This is a genomic window from Caballeronia sp. LZ024 (assembly GCF_031451455.1).
GTDB lineage: Bacteria > Pseudomonadota > Gammaproteobacteria > Burkholderiales > Burkholderiaceae > Caballeronia > Caballeronia telluris.
On the sequence record NZ_JARUXL010000003.1, the window covers coordinates 931,183 to 957,376 of the forward strand.

Sequence of the window (26,194 nt, forward strand, 5' to 3'; positions counted from 1 at the left end):
CTCAATGGCGGGAAAGTCGAGGGATTACCCGAAGAAATCGGGCTTGCTGAAGACGCCGCTGTGACAGGTGTCACAGCGGCAGGTGTATCGGGAGGAGTACAGGCGTAACGGCGTCAGTGCGATCCACCATCGCGCTGATTAGGCGAACGAATCCCGAACCGCGCCATGCGTCGATACAGCGTCATCCGGCTCACGCCGATCTGCCGCGCCACCGCGCTCAAGTTCCAGCTCGCCGCGCGCAAGTACTGCATCAGCAGCATGCCTTCGGGCGGCAGCAGGTGCGAATCGAACTCCGCCTCGGACGCCCTCAGCACGTTGACCGCCGGCAATGGCGGCGCCACTGGATCAGCGAAGTTCTCCGGCAGATCATCGACGCCGATATGCCCGTCCGAGCACACCGCGCGCGCATAGCGCAGCGCATTGCACAGTTCGCGCAGATTCCCCGGCCAACGATGCCGATGCAGCCTGTCGCGCGCCGATGGCGAAAGTGCGACCTTCCCGCCCGGCGCTTCTGCGAGAAGCTTCTGGATCAGCCAGTCGAGGTCGCTGCGCTCGCGCAGCGGCGGCAGCGTGAAGCGCGCACCGTTCAGCCGGTAGTAGAGGTCTTCGCGAAAACGTCCGCCGCTCACCAGTTCGTCGAGCGGATGATGCGTCGCGGAAATCACGCGAACGTCGACCGACACCGGCCGCGACGCGCCGATCGCCAGCACTTCGCCCTCCGCCAGCACCCGCAAGAGGCGCGACTGCAGTTCGCGCGGCATGTCGCCGATTTCGTCGAGGAAAAGCGTGCCGCCGTCGGCTTCCTGGATCAGCCCGCGCTTGCCCTTCGGCCCCGCGCCCGAAAAACTGTTCGGCAGATGGCCGAACAGTTCGCTCTCGATCAGCGTCTCCGGAATCGCCGCGCAGTTGACCGCGACGAACGGCCCGCCGCGTCGCGCGCTCGACTGATGCAGCGCCTTCGCGAAATATTCCTTGCCCGAGCCGGTCTCGCCGTTGATGAGCAGGTTGATCGGCGAATCGACGAGCTTCGCCGCGCGTTCCAGTTGACGGTCGAGCGCGGCATCGCCGCCCGAAAGCGCGGCGAGCGGTGGTGGAATCTTCGCGGCATGCGCAGCGGGCGCACCGCCCTTGGACGCCGCGCCCGGCTGCCAGAGCGGCGCGGGCGGCATCACACTTAAGTACAGGAGCGCGCCGCTCTTCGCGAGTGGGAGCGCGCGCAGTTCGCTCGGACGCGAGTAGACGAAGCGCCCGAGGTCGTCGAGCCGCGCGTCGAACAGCGTCTCGAACGCCGTGCCGATCAGCGAAGGCAGCGGTGCGTCGCGCAGGCCGTGCTCGGCCGCCAACATTTCGTGCGCGCGCCGGTTGTGCCCGACGACGCGTCCGCTCGCATCGAGCGCGATCAGGAAATCGGGATCGACATCGAGGAATTCCGGCGCCGCGTTCAGCTTGAGAATCCAGTCCTGACGGTGTGCGCGCAGGAAGTTGGCGTTCTCGATGTGGCTCGCGTAGATGCGCACCAGTTGCAGCGCGAGGCTCTGGCTGTCGCGCGCCTGCGGTGAGGTCAGCGCGGAAATGTCGAGGATCGCGGTCAGGCTGCCGAGCGAATCGAACAGCGGCGCGGCAGTGCAGGTGAGCGGAATGTGCGTGGCGTCGAAGTGATCGACCTGATGGACCGTCAGCGCCTGACCGGTCGCGAGCGCGGTGCCGACCGCGCAGGTGCCCGCGCCGTTCTCGCTCCATTGCGCGCCGAGATAGAGGCCGGCGCGGCGCAGGCTCGCGTCGGCGTTGGCGTCGCCGAGATAGTCGACGGTCACGCCTTGCGCGTCGGTCAGCAGCACGACGTAGCCGAGACCGGCCACCTGGCTGTACAGCGTCTGCAGGCCGTGGCGGGCGATGCGCGCGAAGTCGTCGATGCGCTGCTGGTGCTCGCGCAGCCGCGTCTGCGGCAGGATGCGCGCCTCCTGCATCCGCGACGGGTCGAGTCCGTACTGATGCACGCAGCGCCGCCACGACGATTCGATGATCGCCTCGTGCGTGCGCGCCGCGACCATCGGCGCATTGCGCGTCGTGGCTTCGACGACCGCCTCGATGTGCTTGCGTTGCCGCATGTCCATCGTGCTCTCCTTGGTGTCTCCTTTTCCGGCGCGGCGCGGGCGCTTCTGTCGAGCGCCTCGGTTGCCCGCATTCATCGTCCGGAACGGACTCCTACTGTATCCGAGTGCGCGAGACTTGGGGCTTACCGCACCGCAGCACGCGTTTAATTCATGCGAAAGCTTTCGCATGCGTAAAGCGCGCCAAGCCTTTGATAGACTCGGGTCATCGCCGATGCGTGCCTGATAACTGGAGACAACGATGACGAAGATCGCGTTCGAGGACTTCGAGCGGCAGGTGGTGCAACATCACCTGATCAAGGGGAACGTCTACGAGAACGGCGCCGCGCTTGTTGCGCGGGCGAACCAGTGGATCGCGGAGCACGGCATCGACGTGCTGAACGTCGAGAGCCTCTCGACGTTCGGCGCCGGCGACGACACCAGCGTCAGTCACTGGTATTCGGGCATCCGGGTCTGGTACAAGACGGAATAAGCACGCGCCTCATCCCCGGCCGACGAACGGCATCTTGGTCGCCATGACCGTGTGAAACAGCACGTTGGCTTCGAGCGGCAGATTTGCCATGTACAGCACCGACTGCCCGACGACGCGCACATCCATCATCGGCTCGGGCTTGATCTCGCCGTTCGCCTGCGGCACGCCCTTCTCCATGCGCTGCGACAGTTCCGTCTTCGCATTGCCGACGTCGATCTGGCCGACCGCGATGTCGTACTTGCGGCCGTCGAGCGAAGCCGTTTTCGTCAGTCCGGCGACGGCGTGCTTGGTCGCCGTGTAGGCGAGCGAATTCGGACGCGGTGCGTGCGCCGAAATCGAACCATTGTTGATGATGCGCCCGCCCATCGGGTCCTGCGCGCGCATCACGCGAAACGCGTTCTGGATGCAATAGAACATGCCGTTCAGATTGATGTCGACGACGCCCTTCCACTGCTCGGGCGTCCAGTCCTCGAACGGGCCGGGCGGGTTGCCGACGCCGGCGTTGTTGAACAGCAGATCGAGCCGGCCGAAGCGCTCGACCACGGAGGCGAACAGACGCGAGACCGCGTCCGGATCGGCGACATCGGTTGGAAACGCGACCGCGCGGTCTTCTGCGGCCGCTTCGGCGACGACCGCTTCGAGCGGTTCCGGCCGGCGCCCGACGAGCGCGACGCGCCAGCCGTCGCCGAGCAGCGCGAGCGCCGCCGCCCGGCCGATGCCGCTGCCCGCGCCCGTGACGATTGCGATGCGTGAGTTTTGTGGGTTCTTGTTGCTTGCGTCAGTCATTGCCGAAGTCTCCAGGGGTGCGCACCGTGGTGCCAAAGACCCGACATTACCAAACCCGAGCGCGCTTCACACGCAGATGACCTCTACCGCTTGCCGCAGAACACGGCCGTGAGCACGAGCGGCACCACCTGATGCACGACGGCGTCGCTGCCCGCCGCGCGCACGCGCTCCTCGACCGTCTCGGCCGGGCCCTGCACCACGACGCCATACGCCGACTCGGTCAACGGCTGACCGGTGCCCTGCTTGAACATCGCGTCGCCGCGCTCGTAGCCGAGCACCGCGTACACGCGATAGCCGAACGCGGTGAGGTCGCTGCCGCGCGTCGGCCGGAACGCATTGACGGAGTTTGCTTCGACGCGCATCGGCGTCGCTTCGATGAATTGCGCGCTGACGAGCGGTGCGATGAACGTGTGCGCGTTCGACTTGCAGTCGAGCGGACGATCAAGCGCGTGCCCGTAGGCGGCAACCGGGAAGGTCGCCACGACGAGCGCGCCCGCGAGGAAAGTGAGGCCCTGATTCATGGCGGCTATGCGTCGAACGTTTTCTGACGAAACGAGGCGTCAGGATCGATGCAATAAGCGCGCCAGTTTCCATCATCGAACAACGACGGAAACGGCGCCGGGACCTGGCGCGAGACTCGCCCGGACGGTTTGCCGATGACGCGAGCCGGGCGGGTATCTTCAGCTTCCCGCGTTTGCCGGCCCGACGTCTGTACGGCAAACCTCAGTCCCTTTTTGCAATGGCGTCGTAGCCGGATTGCACACGCCGCATGGCGCGCCGCTCACACGTCGTCAGCTCACGCGCTCACCGCGCCGGAACGTGGCTCGCGGCACCGGCAACGCACCCGCGGCGACCACCCGCACGAAGTCAGCGCGCAGTCCCGGTGCGATGGCGCCGCGGTCGGTCAGGCCCGCTGCGCGCGCGGGCACCGACGAAACCGTCGCGATCGCGCGCGGCAGCGTCCAGCCGGCCTTCTCGACGAGTTCGAACGCGCCGATCAGGAGAGATGACGGCACGTAATCCGACGACAGGATGTCGAGCAATCCTTCCTGCGCGAGCGAGAGCGCCGACACGTTGCCCGAATGCGAGCCGCCGCGCACGACGTTCGGCGCGCCCATGATCGTCGCGATGCCGTGCGCGTGCGCCGCTTGCGCCGCCGCGCGCGTGGTCGGAAATTCGGAGAGCACGATGCCGTCGCGCGCGGCTTCCTCGACGTGCTCAACGAGCGTGTCGTCATGGCTCGCGAGCGCCACGCCGAGCGACTTGCAACGCGAGACGATCTGCTCGCGATGCAGCGCGGCGAAGCGGCGCTGGTCGGCGGTGAGCGTTTCGACGACCTGGTTCGCGCGCTCGTCGGTCATCTTGCCGTTGCGCTCCTGATAGCGGCGCCACTGCACCGGATCGTGCCACTGTCGCTGTCCCGGCGTGTGATCCATCACCGACGCGAGTTGCAGGAGCGGATGCGCGCTCAACGAGTCGAAGATCTCGACGACATCGGGCGTCGCCACTTCGCAACGCAGATGCAGGAAGTGATCGGCGCGCAACAAGCCGCGCTGCGTGAAGCTGCCGATCGACCGCGCGCAATTCGTCTGGATGTCGCGCTCGCGCAGGCTGTCCTGGCGCGAGCCGATGCCGAGCGCATCGAAGACGGTCGTGATGCCCGCCGCCGCCACCTGCGCGTCGTGCACCAGAATGGCCGCTTCGTGATTCCACAGCACGCCGGGGCGCGGCGCGAGATGCTTTTCGATGTTGTCGGTGTGCAGCTCGACGAGTCCGGGCAGCAGGTAATCGCCGTTCCAGTCCTCCGCGTCGCGCGCCGACGTGCCGCCCGGCGCGACCTCCGCGATGCGGCCATCCTCGATGCGCACCACGCCGATGAATTCTTCGTCGCGCGTCACGATGCGCGCATTGCTGATCAGCATGTCTGAAAGACTCCGGTGTTGTATTCGACTTGCGCAGGCAGCGCTTCGAGCCTGACGGTTCGGGTCGCGACGCGCTCGCGCGTGTCCTCGTCGTGGAAGATGCCGACGATCGCCGCGCCCTTCTCCCGCGCCTCGACGATCAGGCCCGCGACCACGTCGCGGTTTTCCGCATCGAGTGAAGCGGTCGGTTCGTCGAGCAGCAAAAGCGGCTGCTCGGCGATCAGCCCGCGCGCGATATTCACGCGCTGCTGTTCGCCGCCGGAGAACGTCGCGGGCGCGAGCATCCAGAGCCGGCGGGGTACGTTGAGCCGTTCGAGCAGCGCGCACGCACGCGCGCGCGCCTCCTCTTCGCCGACACCGCGCGAGATCAGCGGCTCGCTCACCAGATCGAGCGACGACACGCGCGGGATCGCGCGCAAAAACTGGCTGACATAGCCCATCGTCGTCGTGCGCAGGCGGATCACGTCGTGCGGCGCGGCGTCCGTCAGCGAGACATGATGCGCGGGACGGCTGTCGTCGCGGATCGCGATGGAACCGCTCGTCGCGAGATAGTTGCCGTACATGCAGCGCAGCAGCGTGCTCTTGCCCGCGCCCGAAGGCCCGGCAAGCACGACGCACTCGCCGCGCGAGACGTCGAGCGATACGCCGTGCAACGCCGCGATGCGCACGCCGCCCTGCTGATGGAGCGTGAAGCGCTTGGTGATGTCGCGGGCGCGCAGCATCAGCGCCGTGTTTTCGGCGAAGGCGAGTTCGTGTGAGAAATCGGTATTGGCGTTCATTCGTCGCACCTCAGACGGGCAGCACGGACGCGACCAGCGTCTGCGTATAGGGATGTTGCGGATCGTCGAGCACTTGGTCCGTGAGGCCGCTCTCGACCACGCGGCCGTCCTTCATCACCATCAGCCGATGCGCGAGCAGACGCGCCACCCCGATATCGTGCGTCACGATCAGCGCGGCGAGATGCAGCTTGCTCGTGAGCGTGCGCAAGAGGTCGAGCAGACGCGCCTGCACGGAGACGTCGAGGCCGGCGGTCGGTTCGTCCATGAACACGAGGCGCGGACCGGTGACGAGATTGCGCGCGATCTGCAGGCGCTGCTGCATTCCGCCGGAGAACGCGGAAGGCAGTTCGTCGATGCGCGCGGCGTCGAGTTCGACGCGCGTCATCCAGTCCGATGCCGTCTCGCGCAACTTGCCGTAGTGGCGCGCGCCGATCGCCATCAGCGGTTCGCCGATGTTCGCGCCCGCCGACACGCCGTGACGCAGTCCATCGCGTGCGTTCTGATGCACGAAGCCCCATTCGGTGCGCGAGAGAAGCCGCCGCCGCGCTTCGGGCAGCGCGATCAGGTCGAGCGTTTCCGCGTCTTTGGTGCGATAGCGCAGCGTGCGCGCGTGCGATGGCGTGCGCAGCGCGAGTGCGTTGAGCAGCGTGGATTTACCCGAGCCCGATTCCCCGACGATGCACAGCACTTCGCCGGGATACAGATCGAGATCGATGTCGATGCAGCCGCCACGGCCGTCGTAGCGTTTGGTGAGGCCGCGTGCGGTGAGGAGCGGTGTCATGGCTTGCTCTCCACTTCATCGCGGCGGCCGTGGCAATAGTCGCTGTCGGAGCAGACGAACATGCGCTTGCCCGCATCGTCGACGATCATTTCATCGAGGAAGCTTTCACGCGAGCCGCACAGCGCGCATTCGTGATCCCAGTGCTGCACGCTGAACGGGTGATCTTCGAAATCGAGGCTCTTCACTTTCGTGTACGGCGGGATCGCGTAGATGCGTCGTTCGCGGCCCGCGCCGAACAGTTGCAAAGCGGGGTTCATGTGCATCTTCGGGTTGTCGAATTTGGGGATCGGCGAAGGCGATGTCAGATAGCGGTCGTTGACGAGCACGGGGTAATCGTAGGTCGTCGCGATGCTGCCGTGCTGCACGATATCCTCATAGTATTTCACGTTGATGAGACCGTAGTCGGCGAGCGAGTGCAGCTTGCGGCACTCCATCACGCGCGGTTCGAGCTTGTAGAGCGGCTCGGGCATCGGCACCTGATAAACGATGATCTGCGCGTCGGTGAGCGGCGTCTCGGGAATGCGGTGGCGCGTCTGCACGATGGTGGCATCGGCGGTGCGCGTGGTGGTCGCCACGCCTGCGGTGCGCGCGAAGAAGCGCCGGATGTTGACCGCGTTCGTCGTTTCGTCGGAGCCCTGGTCGATCACCTTGAGCGTATCGTCGCGGCCGATGATCGCGGATGTCACCTGCAACCCGCCCGTGCCCCAGCCGTAAGGCAGCGGCATTTCGCGCGACGCGAACGGCACCTGGTAGCCGGGCACCGCGACCGCCTTCAAAAGCGAGCGCCGGATCATGCGCTTGGTCTGCTCGTCGAGGTAGGCGAAGTTATAGCCTTCGGCCAGTTCGTTCTGGCGCGCGTTCATGCTGCCTTCTCCTCATGTTTGCTGTGTTCCGAGCGCAGGCGCCGCAGCAACTCCAGCTCCGACTGGAAATCGACATAGTGCGGCAACTTCAGATGCTGCACGAAACCCGACGCTTCGACGTTGTCGCTGTGATACAGCACGAATTCCGGGTCCTGCGTCGGCGATCCGACCGTCTCGCCGAGTTCCTCCGCACGCAGCGCGCGGTCGACGAGCGCCATCGCCATCGCTTTTCGCTCCGAGTGGCCGAACGCGAGCCCGTAGCCTTGCGTGAACGTCGGCGGCACGTCGCCGCTGCCCGCGAACTGGTTGATCATCTGGCACTCGGTCACTTCGATATCGCCGATGTCGACCGCGAAGCCGAGTTCGTCGATGTCAATCTCCACCGCGACTTCGCCGTTGCGAATCTCCCCCGCGAACGGATGGCTGTGCGCATAGCCGCGCTGCGTCGCATAGCCGATCGCGAGCAGGAAGCCCTCATCGGCGCGCGCGAGATTCTGCAGGCGAGTCGTGCGATCGACGGGGAACGTCAGCGGTTCGCGCGAGAGATCGCCGGGTTCGGCTGCATCGGGCGACGGCGCTTCCTGCTCGATCAGGCCTTCCTTGTCGAGCATCGCGAGCACGCGCGGCATGGGCTCTGCCTGTATCTGAACCGCAGCGGCCGGCTCGGTGCGGGACGTATCGGCGCCTTGCGCGAGCAGCGTGAAGTCGAGCAGACGCTGCGTGTAATCGTAAGTGCCGCCGAGCATCTGGCCGCCGGGAATGTCCTTGAACGCAGCGGAAATCCGCCGCTCGATGGACATCGCCTCGGTATCCAGCGGCAGCGTGTAGCCGAAACGCGGCAGCGTCGTGCGATAGGCGCGCAACAGGAAGATCGCTTCGACCAGATCGCCCGCGGCCTGCTTGATCGCGAGCGCGGCGAGTTCTTCGTCGTAGACCGAGCCTTCGCTCATCACGCGCGCGACGGCGAGGCGCAACTGCTCGCGAATCTGCGCGACTGAGAGTTCGGGCACCGACGGTTCGCCGCGACGCTTCGAGGCGAGCAAGTCCCACGAGCGCTCGATGGCCCGTTCTCCGCCTTTGACAGCGACGTACATCAGTCCACCTCCACGTGAGTCGTGCGCGGCAATCCGACGAGCGATCCGCCGGCGGCGAAGTAGCAATCGATGCCGCACGGAAAGAGCGCTGCGAGCGCGGCGCGTTCGTGCCAGAAGCGCGGCGGCAGGCCGTCGATGGCGACCGTGCGCGCTTCGCGGATACCCGGGCCGCGCCACGTGAGCGGCCTGCCTGCGTCGAGCGAATCGACCTGGATGAAGAGCGTCGCCGCGCTTTCCGGCGACTCCGGTTCACCGGCCGCGAAGGAATCGAGCGACGGCATCGTGCGTGCGTCGTTCAGGTAAGCGAAGACCGCCTGCGCGCGATCGGCGGTCAGCGGCGCGCCGGTGTGAAAGCGCACGGCATCGCCAAGCGCGCGGTCGTCGTCGTGCAGATACACGGGCGTCGAATAATCGGCGAGTGCGAGCAACGACGCGAACACCGCCCGCTGAACGCGGGCGCGCGACGCGTTTTCTCCGAGCGCCGCGTCGATCGACACGATGCTGCCCGGCCGCGCAAGCGCGTCGAGCAGCGCGCGAAAGACCGCCTGCGAATCGTGCACGACGTCGCGAAAGCCCGGCAACAGCGACGCCATGTCGATGCTCATGCGATCCGTTCGATCCGTTCGATTCGTCCCATTGACTGCGTGCATCAGTCTCCCCTCACCATCGTGAAAAATTCGACCTTCGTGCGGGCGGCCTGCGCCTCCTTGTCAGCACGGCGTTCGGCGACGCGCGCCGCAAGCGGTGCGATCACGCGCTCACGCAGACGCGCCTCCAAGGCGGGCACCTGCAACAGCGCGTCGACGAGCGCGGCGAGTGTCGCGCGTTCCTTGTCCCGTCCCATGTGCACCGCGAAGCCAACCGGCGCGCTGCCGTCTTCCATGCGCAGACGCAGCGTCGCGCGCGTCACCGTGACTTCGCCGAGATTGAACGCATCGCCCGTTCCGCCGATGCGCCCGCGCACCATCGCGAGCCCGATCTCCGGCGCGCGCAACCAGTCGAACGCGGGCGGCGCCGCTTCGAGCGCGGCATCGAGCGCGTCCTTCAACTGCTCGCGCGGCGCGCGCGCCAGCACCGCCATCCATTCGCGCCGCTCCATTCGGCCAGCCGCGTGCGGCGGCTGTGCAGACGTTTTCATCGCTTTCCTCGTCGTGGGTGACGCTGGTTCAACATGCGTTCGAATTCGTTTACCATACCCTTTGTTTCATCTGGTCGTCTAGACGTTTCCACATGCGGATAGGTAGATCATCCGACATGCGCCCGTTTCATATTTTCATCACGGGTGGCGCACTACAATGTGCAAGACGTTATTCAAACCGAGAGGAATGACACCCACATGACATCCAACGAAAACGCGGCGCCAGGGACAGGGGTCGAGCGCGGCGCGGGCGTCGCCGTCTGGCGCCAGATCGAGCAGATACTCTCGGCGGAAATCGCGGCGCACGGCTTCGGCGACGAAGGCCGCCTGCCGAGCGAGGCGGAACTCGCGCGGCGTTTCGACGTGAACCGTCATACCGTGCGCCGCGCGATGCTGCGGCTCGCGGCGACGGGCCTCGTCAGCGTCGAGCAAGGGCGCGGCACGTTCGTGCAGCCCGGTGCGATCGACTACCGGATCGGCAAGCGCACGCGCTTCACCGAAAACCTGCAACAGCAGCATCATACGAGCGCGGGCGTCGTGCTATCCGCCGACAAAACCAAGGCCGATCCGACGGTCGCCAAGGCGCTCAACATCCTCACGGGCGCGCTCGTCTATCAGATCGAGTCGCGCCACGATTCCGACGGCGTGCCGATCACCTATGCGCGCAACTGGTATCCGGCCGCGCGCTTCGCCGACCTGCCCGCGACGATCGAATCCACAGGCGGCATCACGGCGGCGCTGGCGGAATACGGCGTCGTCGACTACACGCGCAAGTGGAGCCGCATCGGCAGCGTGCTGCCTTCGTCGGAGGTCGCGCGGCGTTTGCAGATCAATCGCCAGCAGCCGGTGATGTGGGTCGAGAACGTCGACGTCGACGAAACCGGCGTGCCGATCAAATACGGCATCACCCATTTCGCCGCCGACCGCGTGCAACTGATGGTCGAGCACGACGCATGAGCGAGGTCGCCCGGCTCGCCGTCGTGGGCCCCAACGCGCGCATCGCGCTCTATTACGCGCCGCCTGCGAACTCGCCCTGGTGGCGCGCGGGCTGCGAGTGGCTCGGGCGCGATCCGGAGAACGCGCGCGTGTTCCATCCGCCGGCGCCGCCCGAACTCGCGGCGCTCGGCCTCGACGTGCGCGGCCTGACCCGCGCGCCGCGTCGCTACGGCTGGCACGCGACGCTCGTCGCGCCCTTCCGGTGCGCCGAAGGCGCGACGCCGCTCGACGTGCTCGCGGCCGCGCGCGAATGGGCGAGCCGCATCGAGCCATTTTCGATGACGGTCGCGCCTGCCGAAATGGGCCGCTTCGTCGCGCTGCGTCCTTCGGCCACGCACGATGACCAGGCCGTGCGCGACATCGCCGCCAGCGCGCTTCACGCGCTTCGTCCGTTACGGGCGATGCCGTCCGAGGCCGAGCGCGAACGCCGCATCGTCGAGGGCATGAGCGCGCAGCAGATCGCCATGCTGCGCGAATGGGGCTACCCGTATGTGCTCGACGAATATCGCTTTCACATGACGCTATCCGATTCCCTCGACGACGCCCGCGCGCGGCAAGCCATCGCGTCGCACTGGACGGAGCGCGTCGAAACTCTCGGCGCGCTGCCGCTGCATGGCGCCGCGCTCTTCGCAGAACCGCAACCGGGCGCGCCCTTCATGTTATGGCAGCGCCTTCCCTTCGACACTTCACAGGACCCGGCATGAGCCAAGCAAACGGCGCGCGGTTGATCTACGTGATGGGCCCGTCGGGCGCGGGCAAGGACTCGCTGCTCGGCTTCGCACGCGAGCGCATCGGCGCACGCGTGATGTTTTCGCATCGATACATCACGCGCCCGGTATCGGATGGCGAAAATCACATCGCCCTCACGCCCGACGAATTCGCCATGCGCCTTGCGCGCGGACTGTTCGCGTTGCATTGGGAAAGCCACGGGTTGCGCTACGGCGTGGGCATCGAAATCGACCTGTGGCTCGAACGCGGCATGCCGGTGGTCGTGAACGGCTCGCGTCAGCATGCCCACGCGGCGCTCGCGCGTTATCCGGGCGCGCAGTTCGTGCAGATCGACGCGAGTCCTTCCGTGCTTGCCGCGCGGCTCGCCCGGCGCGGACGCGAGGACGCGCGCCAGATCGAGGCGCGGCTCGCGAGACGCCCTTCCCTCGTGCTGCCCGACGCAGCGCATTTCATCACGATCGACAACTCGGGCCTGCTCGCGGACGCGGGTCGCCGGCTGCTGGAGACGATCGGCGCGGCGCAATGAACGCCGCCCTTCGCCGCGTCAGATGACGCGCTCCCGCACCCACGCGGAGCCGAGATCGATCAGCGAGACGATGACGATCACCATCAGCATCACGGCCGCGGTCTGCGCGTAGTTGAACGAGCGGATCGCCTCGTACAGCACCACGCCGATGCCGCCCGCGCCCACCATGCCCACCACCATCGCCGAGCGCACGTTCGATTCGAAGCGATACAGCGCGAAAGAAATCCACAGCGGCATGACTTGCGGCAGCACGCCGTAGACGATCTCATCGAGACTGCTCGCGCCGGTCGCGCGCACGCCTTCGGCGGGCCGGGCGTCGATGGCTTCGACCGCTTCGGCGAAGAGTTTCGCGAGCACGCCGGTCGTGTGGACCCACAGCGCGAGCACGCCGGCGAACGGCCCGAGCCCGACCGCGACGATGAAGAGCATCGCGAACACCATCTCGTTGATCGCGCGGCACGCGTCCATCATGCGGCGCACGGGCTGCGCGATCCACACGGGCGCGATGTTCTGCGCCGAAAGCAGCCCGCAGGGCACGGCGCACACGAGCGCGAGCGCCGTGCCCCAGATGGCGACCGCGAGCGTCACGATCATCTCGTGCAGGTACACGCGCCATTCGGTGAAGTCGGGCGGGAAGAAGTCGCGGCCGAAGCGCACCATGTTGCCGGTATCGCGTAGCAGATCGAGCGGGCGCATGTCCGCGCTTTGCCACGACAGGCCGAGCACCGCAACGAGCGCGATCCAGCCGAGCATCGACGCCCAGCTTCGCTTGCCTGCGCCAGCCGCTGACGGATTCCCTAGCCGCGATGCATCGACGGGATTCATCACTTGGCCGCCACGATGTCGAGTTCGGAGAGCTTCCGGTCGAGCGCCGCGAGTTGCGCCTTTTTATCGGCGTCGGACATGCGCGCGTCGTTCTGCACCTGCTCCTTCTTCTGGAACAGCGCCATCTGACGAATCGGCACGAGCTGCGCATCCGACGAGTCGGCGAAGCCCGAATAGCCCGAGATCGCATGCATGATCGCCTGCTCGCGCGGGTCCTTCTCGGCGTAATGATCGAAGAAGCTGCGCAGCTTGTCCTTGGTCGACTGCGGCAAGTCGCGGCGCCACACGAGCGGGTCCGAAGGAATCAGCGGCGACTTCCACAGCACGCGCACTTCCTTGTACCGGTCCGGGTGCTGCGCCTTAAGCGTGTCGAGCATGTCGGTATTGTTGGTCGCGACATCGATCTTGTCGTTGACCACCGCGAGCATGTTCGCTTCATGGCTCGACGGCAGCACGCTCTTGAACGATGTCTTCGCGGACAGCCCGTTCTTCGCCAGCAGGTAGTACGACGGGACGAGCGTGCCTGACGTCGAGTTCGGATCGCCGAAACCGAGATTGATGTCGCGGCTGTTTTTCAGCACCTGATCGACGCTCTTCCACTTGCTGTTCACGTTCGTGATCAGGAGCGAATAGTAGCCTGCCTCGCCGCTCTTGTACTTCACCTTCGCGAATACTTCGCCATCCGAACGATCGACGGCTTCAATCGCCGACGCGTTGCCGAAGAAGCCGATCTGTACCTTGTTGAAGCGCATCGCTTCGATGATGCCCGCGTAGTCGGTCGCGAAGAACGCCTTGACGTCGAGTCCGGTCTGCTTGTTGAGGTCGTCGATGAGCGGTTGCCAGCGTTGCTTGAGCGCCGACGAGGAATCCGTGGAGATGATGCCGAAGTTGAGCGTCTCGGCGTAGGCGGCATGCGAGACGAACGAAGCGGCAAGCGCCGCGCCGGCGAGGAAATGGCGGAACGTTTTCATGGGATGAGGTCCTGTGAGAAGGCGGAAATCGAATCAGGAACTGGCGGCCGAGGCCGCCGAGGCGAACGCGGCGGAATGCGCGGACGCCTCATGGCTGCGCGATTGAACGCGCTCCGCGCGGCGCGCGCTTTCCCAGGCGGCGTCGCGCGCGGCGGCTTCGGCATCGGTCAGCAGTTCGTCCGCCGCCGCGCCGTACAAATCGCGCAAGACGGCCGGCGTCAGATGCTCGGTCGGGCCGTCGAAGACGACACGGCCGTCGCGCAACGCAACCGTGCGCGCGCAATACTTCATCGCGACATCGATCTGATGCAGCGACACGACGACCGTCAGCCCGTGGTCCTCGTTGAGCGAGCGCAGCAGGTCCATCACGCGACGCGACGACTCGGGATCGAGCGACGCGATCGGCTCGTCGGCGAGCACGATGCGCGCGCGTTGAACCAGCGCCCGCGCCAGCGCGGCGCGTTGCTGCTGGCCGCCCGAGAGCGTGCTCGCGCGCTCGTTCGCGTGCTCGCCGATCCCCATCGCCGCAAGCGACTGCATCGCGAGTTCGCGTTCGACCGCCGGAAAGCGCCCGGTGAGACGCCGCCACAGCGGCACGCGCGAGAGCGCGCCGATCAGCACGTTGGTCCGCACGCTGAGCCGCCCGACGAGATTGAACTGCTGGAACACGAACGCGACGTCGCGCCGGATGCGTCGCACTTCGCGCACGATCCGGCCGTTCTGCTGGATCGGCCGCCCGAGGAGCGTGATGTGCGACGGCTCGAGATCGGGCGCGGTAAAGCCCGCGATATGGCGCAGCAGCGTCGACTTGCCCGAGCCCGATGCGCCGATCAGCGCGACCATTTCGCCCACGCCCACTTTCAGGTCGATGGCGTCGAGTGCCTTGCGGCCATTGCCGAACGTCTTCGAAAGACGCTCGATGCGAATTGCATCCATGATTTCCTCGAAATGGCGTCTAAACGCGTTGAAACTTCGGGAGATTCTAGGAACGCAAGATGACGTGCCGGTGACGCTGGCGAGACGTCTAGATGAATACATGTGTCGCGCACGGCGAACGCGCGAAAAGACAAGCGCGGCCGGAGTGTTTATATTGGACGACCTTGCGGCACGCACGACATGCCGCACGCCCTTCATAGCCCGAGGACCCGATGAACGATCTTTCCGACTTTCTTGTCACGAAGAAGTGGCCTGCCCTGCAACCCGAGGTTCTCCAGCTCTATTCGCTGCCGACGCCGAACGGCGTCAAGGTATCGGCGATGCTTGAAGAAACTGGCCTGCCCTACGAGCCGCATCTGGTGCGCTTCGACGCGAACGATCAGATGACGCCCGAGTTTTTGTCGGTGAGCCCGAACAACAAGATTCCTGCGATCCTCGATCCCGATGGCCCCGACGGCAAGCCGCTGGCGCTCTTCGAATCGGGCGCGATCCTGATCTATCTCGCCGACAAGACCGGCCAGTTCATGCCGCAGGAGGTCGCGCGCCGCTACGAGACGATCCAGTGGCTGATGTTCCAGATGGGCGGCATCGGCCCGATGTTCGGGCAGGTCGGCTTCTTTCACAAGTTCGCCGGCAAGGACTACGAGGACAAGCGCCCGCGCGACCGCTACGTCGCGGAATCGAAGCGGCTGCTCAATGTGCTCGAACAGCGTCTCGTCGGCCGCGAGTGGATCATGGGCGACGACTACACCATCGCCGACATGGCCGTCTTTCCGTGGGTGCGCAATCTCGGCGGCTTCTATGAGGCGGGCGAACTGGTCGGCATCGCCGGGTTTCCGAACGTCACGCGCGTGCTCGACGCGTTTCTCGCGCGGCCGGCCGTCGTGCGGGCGCTCGATATTCCGACACGCAACTGAGCGCGTCGCGCGATGCGTTGAATCGCGTTGTCATCGTGAGAACACCGCTGTCGGGCGCGTCTATGGATGCGACGCTGCGCCTTCACATCGTGATCACTGAGCGCTCCCGCCCGATTTGCATCGTCGTGAATGGTGAGCCACCCACTGCGCGGCGCGGGCTTCCCCTTCTTGCGCACGAAGTCCGGCGTGAAGTGTTCGTGCACCTGTTTTGGCAAGGCCGGAAATGCGGCCTCGACCTCGGCATCGGTCAGAAACGTGCCGGTGTTGCGCACCTACCGATGTCGCGTTCGCGCTTGCGTCGCTCTTTTTGAATCGCTACCGTGGGTTGCATGGATGCATGCTTGTATCGAATCGCTTCGTCCGACACGCGGCTCCGCGTTGCTGCCAACCGATCGTTCGTGCGGCGAAACTTCTTTCGCATCAGTGCCTTGGCGAACTCTCAGGCAGGATATCCACAAGCTTGCCAACAGGAACTGTGGACAACATCCACGGTGATCGCGGTGCCCATTGGCGTTCATGTCGCTTGCGGTCACGCGGTTTGCTGGTACTTAGCCAGTTCGCCGGGCTTCGCGGCGCGCCCGCGCGAACTTGATCGGCAGGCGCCACTGCACTCTCGTAGCGGGGATGATCATGAAACCCTTTTCCCCTGATTCGCGGCATCACTGGTTCTGGTTCGCCGGTCTCTTCGCGCTCGTGTTCTCCGGGTTGGCGCAGGCGGAAGCCGCGTGCCCGAACTGGGTGGAAACGGCTTCCGGAAGCGCGTTCAACATCGCAGCGCTCATTTCCGACGCCGGATCAGCGAACGCCGCGCTCGATCGCGTGCGACGGGCGTTGTCGAAGGTGAACGCAGGCGGCGGATGCGCGATTTTCCGCGACCGTCCCGCTTGCGACGAAACCATGGCGCTCGCGAAAAAGGCGATCACGGCGCTCGAGTCATGCTCGACGCCCACGGTGTCGAGCAACGTCGACCGCAAAATGCTGGAATGACAGGACGTGCCGGTCCACCGCGCGCTTTTTAGCGCGCGACGAAAACGGGATTTGAATCGGGGAGAAACGCTCGTGAGCGCCGGGTCGGCTCACGAGCGGGAGACTGCTGACACTGGCGCCGCGTCCTGCGCGCCAGCGTAAATCAACGATCGAGGAAGGGACGCAGCTTGTCGGCGCGGCTCGGATGCATGAGCTTGCGCATCGCCTTGCTTTCGATCTGGCGGATACGCTCGCGCGTCACGTCGAATTGCTTGCCGAGTTCTTCGAGCGTGTAATCCGACGCCGTATCGATACCGAAACGCATGCGCAGCACTTTCGCCTCGCGCGGCGACAGCGCGTTGAGCGCGTCGTCGATAGCGGCGCGCATGTTCGCGTGCACGGCGGCATCCGCCGGCGATGCCGCGCTCGAATCCTCGATCATGTCGCCGAGCGTAGCGTCCGCATCCTCGCCGACCGGCGTTTCGAGCGACACCGGCTGCTTCGCGATCTTCAGGATGCCGCGAATCTTCTCTTCCGGCATTTCCATGCGCTCGGCCAGCACGGCCGGATGCGCTTCCTGCCCGGTTTGCTGCAGGATTTCGCGCGAGATGCGGTTGAGCTTGTTGATCGTCTCGATCATGTGCACCGGCACGCGGATCGTGCGCGCCTGATCGGCGAGCGAACGCGTGACCGCCTGACGAACCCACCACGTCGCGTAAGTCGAAAACTTCCAGCCGCGCCGGTACTCGAACTTGTCGACGGCCTTCATCAGACCGATGTTGCCTTCCTGAATCAGGTCGAGGAACTGCATGCCGCGGTTCACGTACTTCTTCGCGATCGAAATCACGAGACGCAGATTCGCCTCGATCATTTCGCGCTTCGCCTGACGCATCTTCGCTTCGGCGGCCGTCATCTGACGGTTGATCTTTTTCAGTTGCTGAAGCGGCAGCGAGACGCTCGCCTCGATGTCGATCAGCTTTTGCTGTTCCGCCTGGATCGCGGGCAGACTGCGTTCGAGCGACGCGCCGTATTCGCGCGAGCCCGTCGCCGACGCGGCCTTCGTGGTCCAGTTCAGATCGGTCTCGTGACCCGGGAACGATTCGACGAATTTCTCGCGCGGCATGCCGCAACGGTCCACAGCGATCTGGAGAATGCGACGCTCGACGGCACGCACCTGCGCGACTTGCTGCTGCACGTCGGCACACAGGCGGTCGATCGTGCGCGCGGTGAAGCGGATCGGCGCGAGTTCGCGCTGAATTTCTTCGCGCACGCGGGCGAACGCGGCGGCGCCCTTTTCCGGCGTGGCGTTTGCGGCCGGCATTTGCTCGAAGAGTTCGCGAACGCGCGCGAAGATCGCGAGACTGTCGCTCGTCAGCTGCTTCAGGCGCGCTTCGTTTGCCTTGCCCGAATCGGCGCCTTCGAGGTCGCTGTCATCGCTGTCGCTGTCAGAGTCGTCGCTGTCGGACGCGTCGGTGTCGATCTCGGCGCTCGGCGTCGAATCGGCTGCCGACAGTTCTTCTTCGTCACCCTGCTCGTTCAGGCCGTCGACGAGTTCGTCGATGCGCATTTCGCCCGATTCGACCTGTGCCGCGTTGGCAAGCAGCGTTGCAACGGTCGACGGGCACGCGGCGATCGCCTGAATCATTTCGTGGAGGCCGTCTTCGATACGCTTCGCGATCGCGATTTCGCCCGCGCGCGTGAGGAGTTCGGTTGCGCCCATTTCGCGCATGTACATGCGCACCGGGTCGGTCGTGCGACCGAATTCGGAGTCGACCGTCGACAACGCGACTTCGGCTTCCTCGTCGGCCTGATCGTCCGACACGGCGGCCGGCGCGGCATCGTTCAGGAGCAACGTTTCGGCGTCGGGTGCCTGTTCGTAGACTGCCACGCCCATGTCATTGAACGTGCTGACAATCGTTTCGATCGCAGCGGTCTGCGCGAAATTGTCGGGCAAGTGATCGTTGATTTCCGCGTGCGTCAGGTAGCCGCGCTCTTTCCCCAATTGAATGAGCGCGCGCATCTGACGCTGCCGCTCTTCGTCCTGCAGTGCGGTGGACGCTGCGTCCAGCACCGGAAGGGCGGCGGCGGCCTTCCCTTTCGAAGCGCGCCGGGCCGGTGTTTTCCGCGCGGACACGACGACTTCCAGCCCTGAATCTTCCCGATCAAAACTTGCCATACTTTCTCCTCGACAGGTTTGCTCGGCGATGACGAGACCATCGGCTGTGGGGGCTGGGCGCCGCCTCTCGCAGCCGCCCCACGCACTGGCGCGGGCAACTGCTACAGACGTCACGCCTCTTGCGCCGACATCACGGCGCGAGGCGCCCCTCGACTTCCAGGATCGCAACGAGCAAAGAACGCGGCCCGCGCAATCGGGCGAGCCGGTTTGAAACCATACGCAAAAACGCGCAACCTTTAATTATAGCAACAGTTGCTGCGTCGCAGCAAGTAAAAAGTTAATCCAGTGCGCCGGGCGGGCGAACTTACCGGGCTATTTGATCCGGCCTCCGAGCTACTTGAAAGGCTACGCATCTAATCGCGCGTTTTGCGGGAACAACTCACGGCGAGCGGCCTCGTCCATCTCGGTCTTGAACTGATGCGCCGTACGAAGTGCTTCGGCACGAACGGCCGCCGGGCGGAGGTTGATTTCGTCGAAAAGACGCTTTACGTAGGGCAATTTGTCACAGGCGTCGGCGCCGAGAACGAACGGCACGACGCGGGCCCAACCCCACACCGCCATATCGACGATGGTGTAGTCGTCACCCAGCATATAGGGCTGCCGGGCGAGCCTTGCATCAAGTATGTTCCAGTGACGCCATGCTTCGAAATCGTACCGATTCACCGCGTATTCCTTCGGCGCAGGCGCGAAGTGCTTGAAGTGAACGGCCTGGCCCGAATAGGGACCGATCCCCGTCGCGACGAACATCAGCCAGGAATACATCTGCGCGCGTTGCTCAGGAATATCAACCGCGAGAAAGCGACCCGTTTTCTCGGCAAGATAAAGCAGAATCGCGTTGCTGTCGAAAACCACCGCTTCGCCGTCAACGAGTGCCGGAGTCTTCGCGTTCGGGTTGATCGCTGTGAAGGCGGCGGCGTGCTGCTCGCCCTTACGCGTGTCGACGGGCACGAGCTCGTACCGCAAGCCGGTTTCCTCGAGCATCAGCGCGACTTTCGCCGGATTCGGCGACGGGTGGTAGTAGAACTTCATCATGTGGTCGCTCTGGGGTTGGTCTTGCGCATTGGGCGCTTTTGAAAGTCATCATTGCATGGTTCTGACGCCTTAGCTTGGGCGCGGCGAAGGATCCTTCAAGGAGGATCGTAGAACTTGGCTTCGGGTTGCAATGTTGGAGAGGTGATCGCGAGATTCGACGGACGCAGCCCGGCTTGAGTTCCATGGAAATCAGTGCTTTAGCGCTATTTATCTTGAAGGTTTATTTCGTATAACTTAGTAGTGATTTGGGACACTAGACCCCGGCGAGTGGCCTCGAAATCAAACCGTCTGCATTCAATGTAGTCTTTTGGCTGGCCCATGTCTGGAAATTTCCGGGATGCCGTAAATCACTCAGCCTCGTCACCAAGGTGAATTCGTACTTGACGTGGCTCCAGTTACAGAGGGCCCGCGGCATTAGCGCGAATTGGCGCGACCGCGGTGTCGTTGGGTAAATGTCGATTTGGAGCGGGTACGTTGCCGGCGCCTCGACGATCACAAGCTCCTTCACGTCAGTCTCGCGGGCGATCGTTGGCCGACGCATACCTGCCGCAGCAAACGCTTCATATCGCTCAAGCTTTGGGCGACCGCAGCTGTGCGGACCGGCTTGGGTGGTTCATGCCTGACCGACTGGCCCTCTTCGGTCGACGCGAGTTTGGACGCGAAGGCAGCTTCGCGTTGCAGTGTCGCAGGTTTAAGAACGCCTCCTTCGAGCGCGGCAACGAATTCTCCCGCCCAGTTCCCGGTGCGCACGCGCGGCTTCAGTTCGCGGTAGTGACGGACGGTTATCTCGGTTCCGTCTGCGGAAAGCACGAAGCGCCTTTCGTTGGAGCTGTCGAAGAACGTTCCGCCGGCATGGTGCTGAACCTCGGCTTTGATGTGCTCGGCTTTCGCGTGCGCCCGCTCGACTTCGACACGTGCAGCCACTTTCGCGCGAATCTGATGGGTGAAGTCGACCGGCGAGCGCAGCAGAGCACGGAGATAACTGACCGGATGCTGAGCGTGCTTCAGATGGTCCCAAGTGACTTCGACGACATCGGACAGCCGTTTCGATTGCAGGCGCGCTTCACGCATCAGTTTGAAAATCAAAAATTGATGAAAACCCAAGCCCAACAACCGTTGAAGGTCCGTGGGAAGGCTCGCTGGTTGTCTCTTTTGAGTAGTAGGGTTTAGATCCTTATATATAGCGCCGTCTGCCACGCTGGCACACGGCGGCCGCAAAGAAAGGCCCGCCGAAGCGCTAACGGCCTGAGCGGCCGCGGTCGCCGCCAGTGGCTCCCTAGGCGCGGCCGGTTCCTCGACAAGCCCTAGCAGCGCAGCCGCTTTCTCTGTGAGATGGAGGTACGCACGCCCGAATAGGCCAGCTTCTCCGTGCCGTTTTTGAGGCGGGCGAGTAATGAAGCCTTCGCATTCGAGGTCTTCGAGACTGCGATAGAAGGTACGCATCGATTGCAGCGCGCGACCGGTGAGAAGCTCACGGCGAGCGAAGATGGCTGCGAAAGGGCGGTTTGCGTCGACGGTACGCGCCAAGGCTGCGAGCAACGATCGCGAACGAGCGGGCAGCGCGGCGATGTGATTCGCGCGGTGAGCGGCGCGGAAAATGATCCACGGAAGGTTCGATCGATCGCAGGCGTACTCTTGGAGGGCCGCGTGATCTTCGGTCGAATTGTTCGAGTTGGTTGCGCGAAGACGATCATCGTCCTCGCCAGCAACGGGAAGTTGCGCGATAAGCATGTCCAGCCGTCCATTTCTGAAAAAATGGAAGTCAAACGCTTGACTGGCGAACGCTATTCGCTACACTTCGAGGTGTGCACTCGTGACCCGATTGGCGTCGGGAAGCGTAACGGGCGAACGACAGTTAAGCCCGATATTCAAAAGCCTTCGGTTGGCGCCGAAGGCTTTTGTCTTTCTGAAGCGGGTTTGGCTACATGGCTAACCTTTGGTAGGTTTTCGTAACTTGTTGATTCTTAAGAGAACTCTACTAGGTTCGAATTCTGTACTGCGTAGGGTGTTTTCTAAGTCACTGATTTCATTAAAAAATCTACTAGGCACTCAGTCGTCCGCGGCGTCAACGAGGGATTGATTGATGAAGTCACTGATGCGTCGGGCCCACAGCTCGGCTGCCGCCGCGTCCTTTTCAAAAAATCGAACGCCGACAACGCCACTGCGCGCCGACACTTCGCAGACCTTCCGCTTTCCCCGCTTGATGACGGTTGGCGCCGTCGTCGTTGCGCGAGGTTTTTCAGTTGCAAGCGCTACCGCTCGATCTTGCGTGAAGCTCTCGTCGTCCACGAGTCTGCGGATGGCCTCGACGACCTTTTCCGTTTTCCCGGACTCCGCCAGCGCTGCGAGCTTCTGTGCGGCGTTGCTTCCCAGTCTCTCCGGCTTTTCAGTAAGCGCGGCCTTCGCGGCGTCAGGCAGCGCGTCGAATGAAAAAATTCGCGTCACGTGACTTTTGCTCAAGCCCGCGCTTTCCGAAATCTCCGCACGCGATAAGCCAGATATCTCTTGCAGCCGTTTGAAGTTCCAGTACTTTTCGAAGTCGGTGAGCGACGGCGAGAGCAGATTCGAGAAGAACGCCGCGAACTCGATTTCGCCTTCGTCGATCGACGCGATATTCGCCCGAATGCTTTTGCGACCCAATTCGCGATAAGCCGCCGCACGATTGTGGCCGGCAACGATTTCGAACCGATCATCCGGAAGGGCGCGCACCAGGATCGGTGTCGCGAGCGCGTGCTGCGCCAGGTTGTTCTTGAGTTCCTGGAACTGCTCCGGCGTCAGCTTGCGGCGGCGTCCGTTCACCTCGACAAGCGAATCAAGGCTGACCTCGAGCGCCGCCTTCTCCTCGAGTTGCGATTCCAGTTCCTTGATCCGGGCGTGCGCGGAGTTGATGCGGTTCTGCGCGTCCATCAACCGGCCCGGCGATGTCCGCGGCTCGGAGTCGTTTGACTTCTGCGAAGCAGACTCCGCTGGCCTGGATCCGATGTTCGCCGTCTTGGCGAGTAGTCTGTCCCCGATGCCCATTTAATCCTCCGATTGATTCCACGAGCGGACGAACTGTGCGTCCAGATGCTCCGCCAGCCGATCGAGCGGTTCCTTGAAACGGTTGTACGCCGCCGTGCTTCCATCCGGTTTCGAAAGGTCGTACACCGTGGAAAGCTGTGCCGATGCGCCCTTCGGAACGGTCGATTCGGGGATCTCGAAAGGCAGCACTCGGTCCCCATAGGCCTTCTGCAGCCACCCGCGAACAACGCGCGACACGTCGTCGGACTTGGCCTTCGTCATGATGACGTTAACGAAGTCGAAGCGTTTTTGCTCCAGCACGCCGGGTAGTTTCTTGGCGATGTCGGCGAACAAGTGCCAGAACTGCGTCGAACTGGCGAAGTCGAGCGCCTCGGGCGGGCAGGGGAGCAGAATCGCGTCGGATGCGAGGAGCGCGTTGATCGTGAGGTAGCTGAGCGCGGGCGGCGTATCGATGACGATGACGTCGTATTCCGCAGCAAGCGGCATCAGTCCCTTGCGCACGATTTCCCAGAACTCGAACGTGCTGTCGTTGAGAACCTTCGCAGGGATCTCAAACTCCGCGTCGAACAGCGACGAGGACGCCGGAATCAGGTCGAGGTTGTGCCAGTAGGTCTCCTGCACGGCGTAATGTAACGTCGACTGGTCGCCATAGATGAGCGGCAACAGGGTCTGGTCGTCGGAGATCTCGGCGTCGGGCGCCCAACCGCACAGTTGTGTGGTCGTGCCCTGTGGATCGCAGTCGATAACGAGTACCCGGCGGCCGAGGAGCGTCAGCGCCTGCGCGGCCGAGACGGCGGTCGTTGTTTTCGCCACGCCGCCCTTGAAGTTGGCGACCGTCACGATGCGTCCGCGTTTACCCTGAGGCCGCCTTGGTCGCTCGGACGTGGCGTGAACCCATGTCAGCGTTTCCGCCAACGTGAATTCCTTGCTCCGACCGGCGCCCTTCGACGTTCCCGGCGGCAGTTCGCCCTTGGTGGTGAGATACTGGAAGCGCTGCTTGTCCAGGCCGCAAAGCGACGCGACCTGCGAGCTGGTATAGGTCGGCGCACTCTTTCGCGGATACGGTTCCAGCATCGCATCGCGAATCTGGTTAAGAATGTCAGTGGCTTGGGCAGCCACTCCCAAGAGCGTTTCTATCGAAACGGATTGGTCGACTTCGGGAAGCCGAGCGCTTAGCATGGAATTCGCAGTCACTGGCGGGCCTGGGTAAGCAAATAATTCTTCGGTTTGTGTGGAAGATGCTGCAAACCGAAGAATAAACGTCGAACCGGTAAACCTCAAGTAAACTCTGAAGTGTTGTTGCGGCGGTGATGCGGAGGCGTCACGTCGCTGACGCAGGATTTTGCCTCGCGTCCGCCGTAAACACGCCATCTGCTGGCCGAGTTTGCACACGCACAATGAATTCGGGTGGAATTCCGCTACTGCGTCGGCGCTCAGATTCGAGCCCACCCGACGCGGCACGTTCGAAACCTCCGACAAGCGCTAAACCTGCGCTTCCGAGCCACCCGTGAAACAACCGATATTTTTCATAAAACTCTATAAACGGCGAAAAATCAGTTAGTTAGACGCGATCTCTAAACATGTTTCACGATACCGTGCCGGCGGGCGCGTTTTCCGCGTTCAGTTTTGATGCCGCGTTGACGATTTCCGGACCCGCCCGAAATATTGTCGCAATCGACACGGTATTTGTCGTTTTCATTACATTGTTCGCTTCAAGGCCAGACCACAGCCTCATGCCGGCACGGCATCTAAATGTCGAGCACCTCGCCGGCCGAGCCCGCCGCAATCACATCACGCAAAGAGTCGCGGCTTCGCGACACCCCGGCAAGTCTCGCTGACCAGCCGCAAACAATACTCGTCAGCCGCGCTGGCACCGACCGTGCAGCACAAGCAGCCCGACCCGACGCTGACGCCCGACTAGCAAAGCACACGCGCCCCAAACAAGCCTAATCGCGCGCTTTCGCAACGCACCACGCCCGCCACCCACATGAAGCACGCACGTCCAAACCCGTGCCCACCGCGCCAAAGTTGAGAATGATTCGCGTTTACGTTAAGTTGCGGATTGTCCTACGACTGAGGAGCAACTTCATGTCTCAGATGCGCGCCCCGTTGGCACCTTCGAAACGTCCAGCCGCTTCACCGCGACCGCCGCTCATCACCGCGCGGCGCGAATTCTGGGGCCCGGCTCCGGTCAAGGCGTCGCCGAAAGCCGAGCCGTCCCTGCTCGAGGTCGCGATTGCGAACCGGCAGATGCTCGTGAACGTGGCGCGCGGTTATGTCGGTTGCGCGAGCCGGGCGGAGGACGTGGTCCACGACGTCTTCGTCCAGCTCATCGATTTCGCCGAGCAAGATTCGGTGCGCCAGCCAATGGGCTACATCGCGCGCATGGTGCGCAACGCGTCGATCGACGCCTGTCGCCGGCAAAGTCTCGAAAACACCTATCGCGCCGACGAGCAAGCCGGCCTCGACGTGCCCTCGCAGGAACTCACGCCCGAAGCGAAAGTGCAGGCGCGCGATACGCTGCGCCGAGTCTGCGACGCACTCGCGCAATTGCCGGCGCGAAGCCGGACCGCGTTCGAGATGGTGCGGCTCTCCGAGGAAACGCTGCAAAGCACGGCGCGAGCGCTGAACGTGTCGCAGACGCTCGTCCATTTCATGGTCCGCGACGCGCAAAAACATTGCGCCGACTGCATCGACGCCTGCGACCGCAACGTCGCCTGTCCCGCGTTCCTCGGCGGCCGCGCCCGTCGCCGGTAAAAAAGCGCGCGCGCCAGACGTCTATTCGATGAAGGCGGCGCTTCAGTTCGCGTAGCCGCTCCCGTTGATTTCACACCGACCACACCACCGACCATGACTCAGGCCCAGCCATCTACGACCGCAGTCGCCGCAAACGAAGCGGACGATCTCGTCTACACCGTCGTCGTCAACGACGAAGAGCAGTACTCGATCTGGCCGACGTTCCGTGCCATCCCAGCGGGCTGGCGCGAAGCGGGCGTGCGCGGCCCGAAGGCCGATTGCCTCGCGTACATCGAAACCGCCTGGACCGACATGCGTCCCGCGAGCCTGCGCCGCTATATGGACGACGCCGCGCACAACACCCGCGCGTCCTGACGGTCGCGGCCGACCAGCCAACCCGTCGCGCAAACGATTCCG

The 26,194-nt window shown here is 64.0% G+C and carries 28 protein-coding genes; 10 read left to right on the top strand and 18 right to left on the bottom strand.

Annotated elements, in window-relative coordinates; all coding sequences use genetic code 11:
• Positions 1–113: 113 nt before the first annotated feature.
• Positions 114–2,114 carry a sigma-54-dependent Fis family transcriptional regulator gene (locus QCE48_RS21750; RefSeq protein WP_309784035.1) on the bottom strand — a complete coding sequence of 667 codons (2,001 nt, stop codon included), beginning with the start codon at positions 2,112–2,114 and terminating at the stop codon, positions 114–116.
• A gap of 238 nt (positions 2,115–2,352) precedes the next feature.
• Here QCE48_RS21750 and QCE48_RS21755 point away from each other — a divergent pair, with 238 nt between their 5' ends.
• Positions 2,353–2,583, top strand: coding sequence for a hypothetical protein (locus QCE48_RS21755; protein ID WP_309784036.1), 231 nt, complete (start codon positions 2,353–2,355; stop codon positions 2,581–2,583).
• A gap of 9 nt (positions 2,584–2,592) precedes the next feature.
• Here QCE48_RS21755 and QCE48_RS21760 read toward each other — a convergent pair whose 3' ends face one another.
• The 9 genes from QCE48_RS21760 to phnG all read right to left on the bottom strand — a co-directional run bounded on the left by QCE48_RS21760 (position 2,593) and on the right by phnG (position 9,946).
• On the bottom strand, positions 2,593–3,369 hold the full coding sequence (locus QCE48_RS21760) for an SDR family oxidoreductase (RefSeq protein ID WP_309784037.1): 777 nt from the start codon (positions 3,367–3,369) through the stop codon (positions 2,593–2,595).
• An 83-nt stretch (positions 3,370–3,452) separates the two neighbouring features.
• A complete protein-coding gene (locus tag QCE48_RS21765; protein WP_309784038.1) occupies positions 3,453–3,890 on the bottom strand; it encodes a hypothetical protein in 438 nt (145 codons plus the stop codon).
• 270 nt (positions 3,891–4,160) lie between these two features.
• A complete protein-coding gene (locus QCE48_RS21770; protein WP_309784039.1) occupies positions 4,161–5,291 on the bottom strand; it encodes an alpha-D-ribose 1-methylphosphonate 5-triphosphate diphosphatase in 1,131 nt (376 codons plus the stop codon).
• A complete protein-coding gene (gene phnL / locus QCE48_RS21775; RefSeq protein WP_309784040.1) occupies positions 5,285–6,070 on the bottom strand; it encodes a phosphonate C-P lyase system protein PhnL in 786 nt (261 codons plus the stop codon). The genes QCE48_RS21770 and phnL overlap by 7 nt, the downstream gene beginning before the upstream one ends.
• 10 nt (positions 6,071–6,080) lie before the next feature.
• Entirely contained in the window at positions 6,081–6,851 is a 771-nt protein-coding gene (gene phnK / locus QCE48_RS21780; protein WP_309784041.1) for a phosphonate C-P lyase system protein PhnK, read from the bottom strand.
• The gene (locus QCE48_RS21785) at positions 6,848–7,714 is read right to left on the bottom strand and encodes an alpha-D-ribose 1-methylphosphonate 5-phosphate C-P-lyase PhnJ (protein ID WP_309784042.1); all 867 of its coding nucleotides are present in this window, start codon (positions 7,712–7,714) and stop codon (positions 6,848–6,850) included. Before QCE48_RS21785 ends, phnK begins: the two co-directional genes overlap by 4 nt.
• A complete protein-coding gene (locus QCE48_RS21790; protein ID WP_309784043.1) occupies positions 7,711–8,808 on the bottom strand; it encodes a carbon-phosphorus lyase complex subunit PhnI in 1,098 nt (365 codons plus the stop codon). The genes QCE48_RS21785 and QCE48_RS21790 overlap by 4 nt, the downstream gene beginning before the upstream one ends.
• Positions 8,808–9,413, bottom strand: a complete 606-nt coding sequence (gene phnH, locus QCE48_RS21795; RefSeq protein ID WP_309784044.1) for a phosphonate C-P lyase system protein PhnH — start codon at positions 9,411–9,413, stop codon at positions 8,808–8,810. Before phnH ends, QCE48_RS21790 begins: the two co-directional genes overlap by 1 nt.
• Positions 9,414–9,457: 44 nt before the next feature.
• Positions 9,458–9,946 (bottom strand): phosphonate C-P lyase system protein PhnG, encoded by a 489-nt coding sequence (gene phnG, locus QCE48_RS21800; RefSeq protein ID WP_309784045.1) that lies wholly within the window; start codon positions 9,944–9,946, stop codon positions 9,458–9,460.
• Between the two features lie 198 nt (positions 9,947–10,144).
• Here phnG and phnF point away from each other — a divergent pair, with 198 nt between their 5' ends.
• The 3 genes from phnF to phnN are packed head-to-tail and all read left to right on the top strand — an operon-like array spanning position 10,145 to position 12,197.
• Entirely contained in the window at positions 10,145–10,903 is a 759-nt protein-coding gene (gene phnF, locus QCE48_RS21805; RefSeq protein WP_309784046.1) for a phosphonate metabolism transcriptional regulator PhnF, read from the top strand.
• The gene (locus QCE48_RS21810; protein WP_309784047.1) at positions 10,900–11,646 is read left to right on the top strand and encodes a DUF1045 domain-containing protein; all 747 of its coding nucleotides are present in this window, start codon (positions 10,900–10,902) and stop codon (positions 11,644–11,646) included. Before phnF ends, QCE48_RS21810 begins: the two co-directional genes overlap by 4 nt.
• Positions 11,643–12,197: a phosphonate metabolism protein/1,5-bisphosphokinase (PRPP-forming) PhnN gene (gene phnN / locus QCE48_RS21815; RefSeq protein ID WP_309784048.1), complete on the top strand. Its 555-nt coding sequence runs from the start codon at positions 11,643–11,645 to the stop codon at positions 12,195–12,197. The genes QCE48_RS21810 and phnN overlap by 4 nt, the downstream gene beginning before the upstream one ends.
• An 18-nt stretch (positions 12,198–12,215) precedes the next feature.
• Here the strand turns inward: phnN and phnE are convergent, their stop codons facing one another.
• Genes phnE through phnC form a run of 3 tightly spaced genes read right to left on the bottom strand, consistent with a single transcriptional unit; the run spans position 12,216 to position 14,929 of the window.
• On the bottom strand, positions 12,216–13,022 hold the full coding sequence (gene phnE, locus QCE48_RS21820) for a phosphonate ABC transporter, permease protein PhnE (RefSeq protein WP_404982395.1): 807 nt from the start codon (positions 13,020–13,022) through the stop codon (positions 12,216–12,218).
• Positions 13,022–13,993 (bottom strand): phosphonate ABC transporter substrate-binding protein, encoded by a 972-nt coding sequence (gene phnD, locus QCE48_RS21825; RefSeq protein ID WP_309784049.1) that lies wholly within the window; start codon positions 13,991–13,993, stop codon positions 13,022–13,024. Before phnD ends, phnE begins: the two co-directional genes overlap by 1 nt.
• A 33-nt stretch (positions 13,994–14,026) precedes the next feature.
• Complete coding sequence (phnC, locus tag QCE48_RS21830) at positions 14,027–14,929, bottom strand: phosphonate ABC transporter ATP-binding protein (protein WP_309784050.1); 903 nt, start codon at positions 14,927–14,929, stop codon at positions 14,027–14,029.
• Positions 14,930–15,141: 212 nt separating this feature from the next.
• On the opposite strand from phnC, the gene QCE48_RS21835 reads away from it, so the two are divergent.
• From QCE48_RS21835 to QCE48_RS21845, 3 genes are all read left to right on the top strand, one after another.
• The gene (locus QCE48_RS21835; protein WP_309784051.1) at positions 15,142–15,846 is read left to right on the top strand and encodes a glutathione binding-like protein; all 705 of its coding nucleotides are present in this window, start codon (positions 15,142–15,144) and stop codon (positions 15,844–15,846) included.
• 62 nt (positions 15,847–15,908) lie between these two features.
• Positions 15,909–16,157 carry a hypothetical protein gene (locus tag QCE48_RS21840; RefSeq protein WP_309784052.1) on the top strand — a complete coding sequence of 83 codons (249 nt, stop codon included), beginning with the start codon at positions 15,909–15,911 and terminating at the stop codon, positions 16,155–16,157.
• 319 nt (positions 16,158–16,476) lie between these two features.
• Positions 16,477–16,833, top strand: a complete 357-nt coding sequence (locus QCE48_RS21845) for a hypothetical protein (protein WP_309784053.1) — start codon at positions 16,477–16,479, stop codon at positions 16,831–16,833.
• Positions 16,834–16,975: 142 nt separating this feature from the next.
• Here QCE48_RS21845 and rpoD read toward each other — a convergent pair whose 3' ends face one another.
• From rpoD to QCE48_RS21870, 5 genes are all read right to left on the bottom strand, one after another.
• Positions 16,976–18,988: an RNA polymerase sigma factor RpoD gene (gene rpoD / locus QCE48_RS21850; protein ID WP_309784054.1), complete on the bottom strand. Its 2,013-nt coding sequence runs from the start codon at positions 18,986–18,988 to the stop codon at positions 16,976–16,978.
• 345 nt (positions 18,989–19,333) lie between these two features.
• On the bottom strand, positions 19,334–20,020 hold the full coding sequence (locus QCE48_RS21855) for a glutathione S-transferase N-terminal domain-containing protein (RefSeq protein ID WP_309784055.1): 687 nt from the start codon (positions 20,018–20,020) through the stop codon (positions 19,334–19,336).
• Positions 20,021–20,524: 504 nt separating this feature from the next.
• On the bottom strand, positions 20,525–21,751 hold the full coding sequence (locus QCE48_RS21860) for a replication protein O (RefSeq protein WP_309784056.1): 1,227 nt from the start codon (positions 21,749–21,751) through the stop codon (positions 20,525–20,527).
• Between the two features lie 318 nt (positions 21,752–22,069).
• Complete coding sequence (locus QCE48_RS21865; RefSeq protein WP_309784057.1) at positions 22,070–23,041, bottom strand: ParB/RepB/Spo0J family partition protein; 972 nt, start codon at positions 23,039–23,041, stop codon at positions 22,070–22,072.
• The gene (locus QCE48_RS21870; protein WP_309785046.1) at positions 23,042–24,220 is read right to left on the bottom strand and encodes an AAA family ATPase; all 1,179 of its coding nucleotides are present in this window, start codon (positions 24,218–24,220) and stop codon (positions 23,042–23,044) included.
• Positions 24,221–24,621: 401 nt separating this feature from the next.
• On the opposite strand from QCE48_RS21870, the gene QCE48_RS21875 reads away from it, so the two are divergent.
• The 3 genes from QCE48_RS21875 to QCE48_RS21885 all read left to right on the top strand — a co-directional run bounded on the left by QCE48_RS21875 (position 24,622) and on the right by QCE48_RS21885 (position 26,152).
• Positions 24,622–24,879 carry a hypothetical protein gene (locus QCE48_RS21875; protein ID WP_309784058.1) on the top strand — a complete coding sequence of 86 codons (258 nt, stop codon included), beginning with the start codon at positions 24,622–24,624 and terminating at the stop codon, positions 24,877–24,879.
• A 250-nt stretch (positions 24,880–25,129) separates the two neighbouring features.
• Entirely contained in the window at positions 25,130–25,798 is a 669-nt protein-coding gene (locus tag QCE48_RS21880) for an RNA polymerase factor sigma-70 (protein ID WP_309784059.1), read from the top strand.
• Positions 25,799–25,891: 93 nt separating this feature from the next.
• Complete coding sequence (locus QCE48_RS21885; protein ID WP_309784060.1) at positions 25,892–26,152, top strand: MbtH family NRPS accessory protein; 261 nt, start codon at positions 25,892–25,894, stop codon at positions 26,150–26,152.
• The last annotated feature ends 42 nt before the right edge of the window (positions 26,153–26,194 follow it).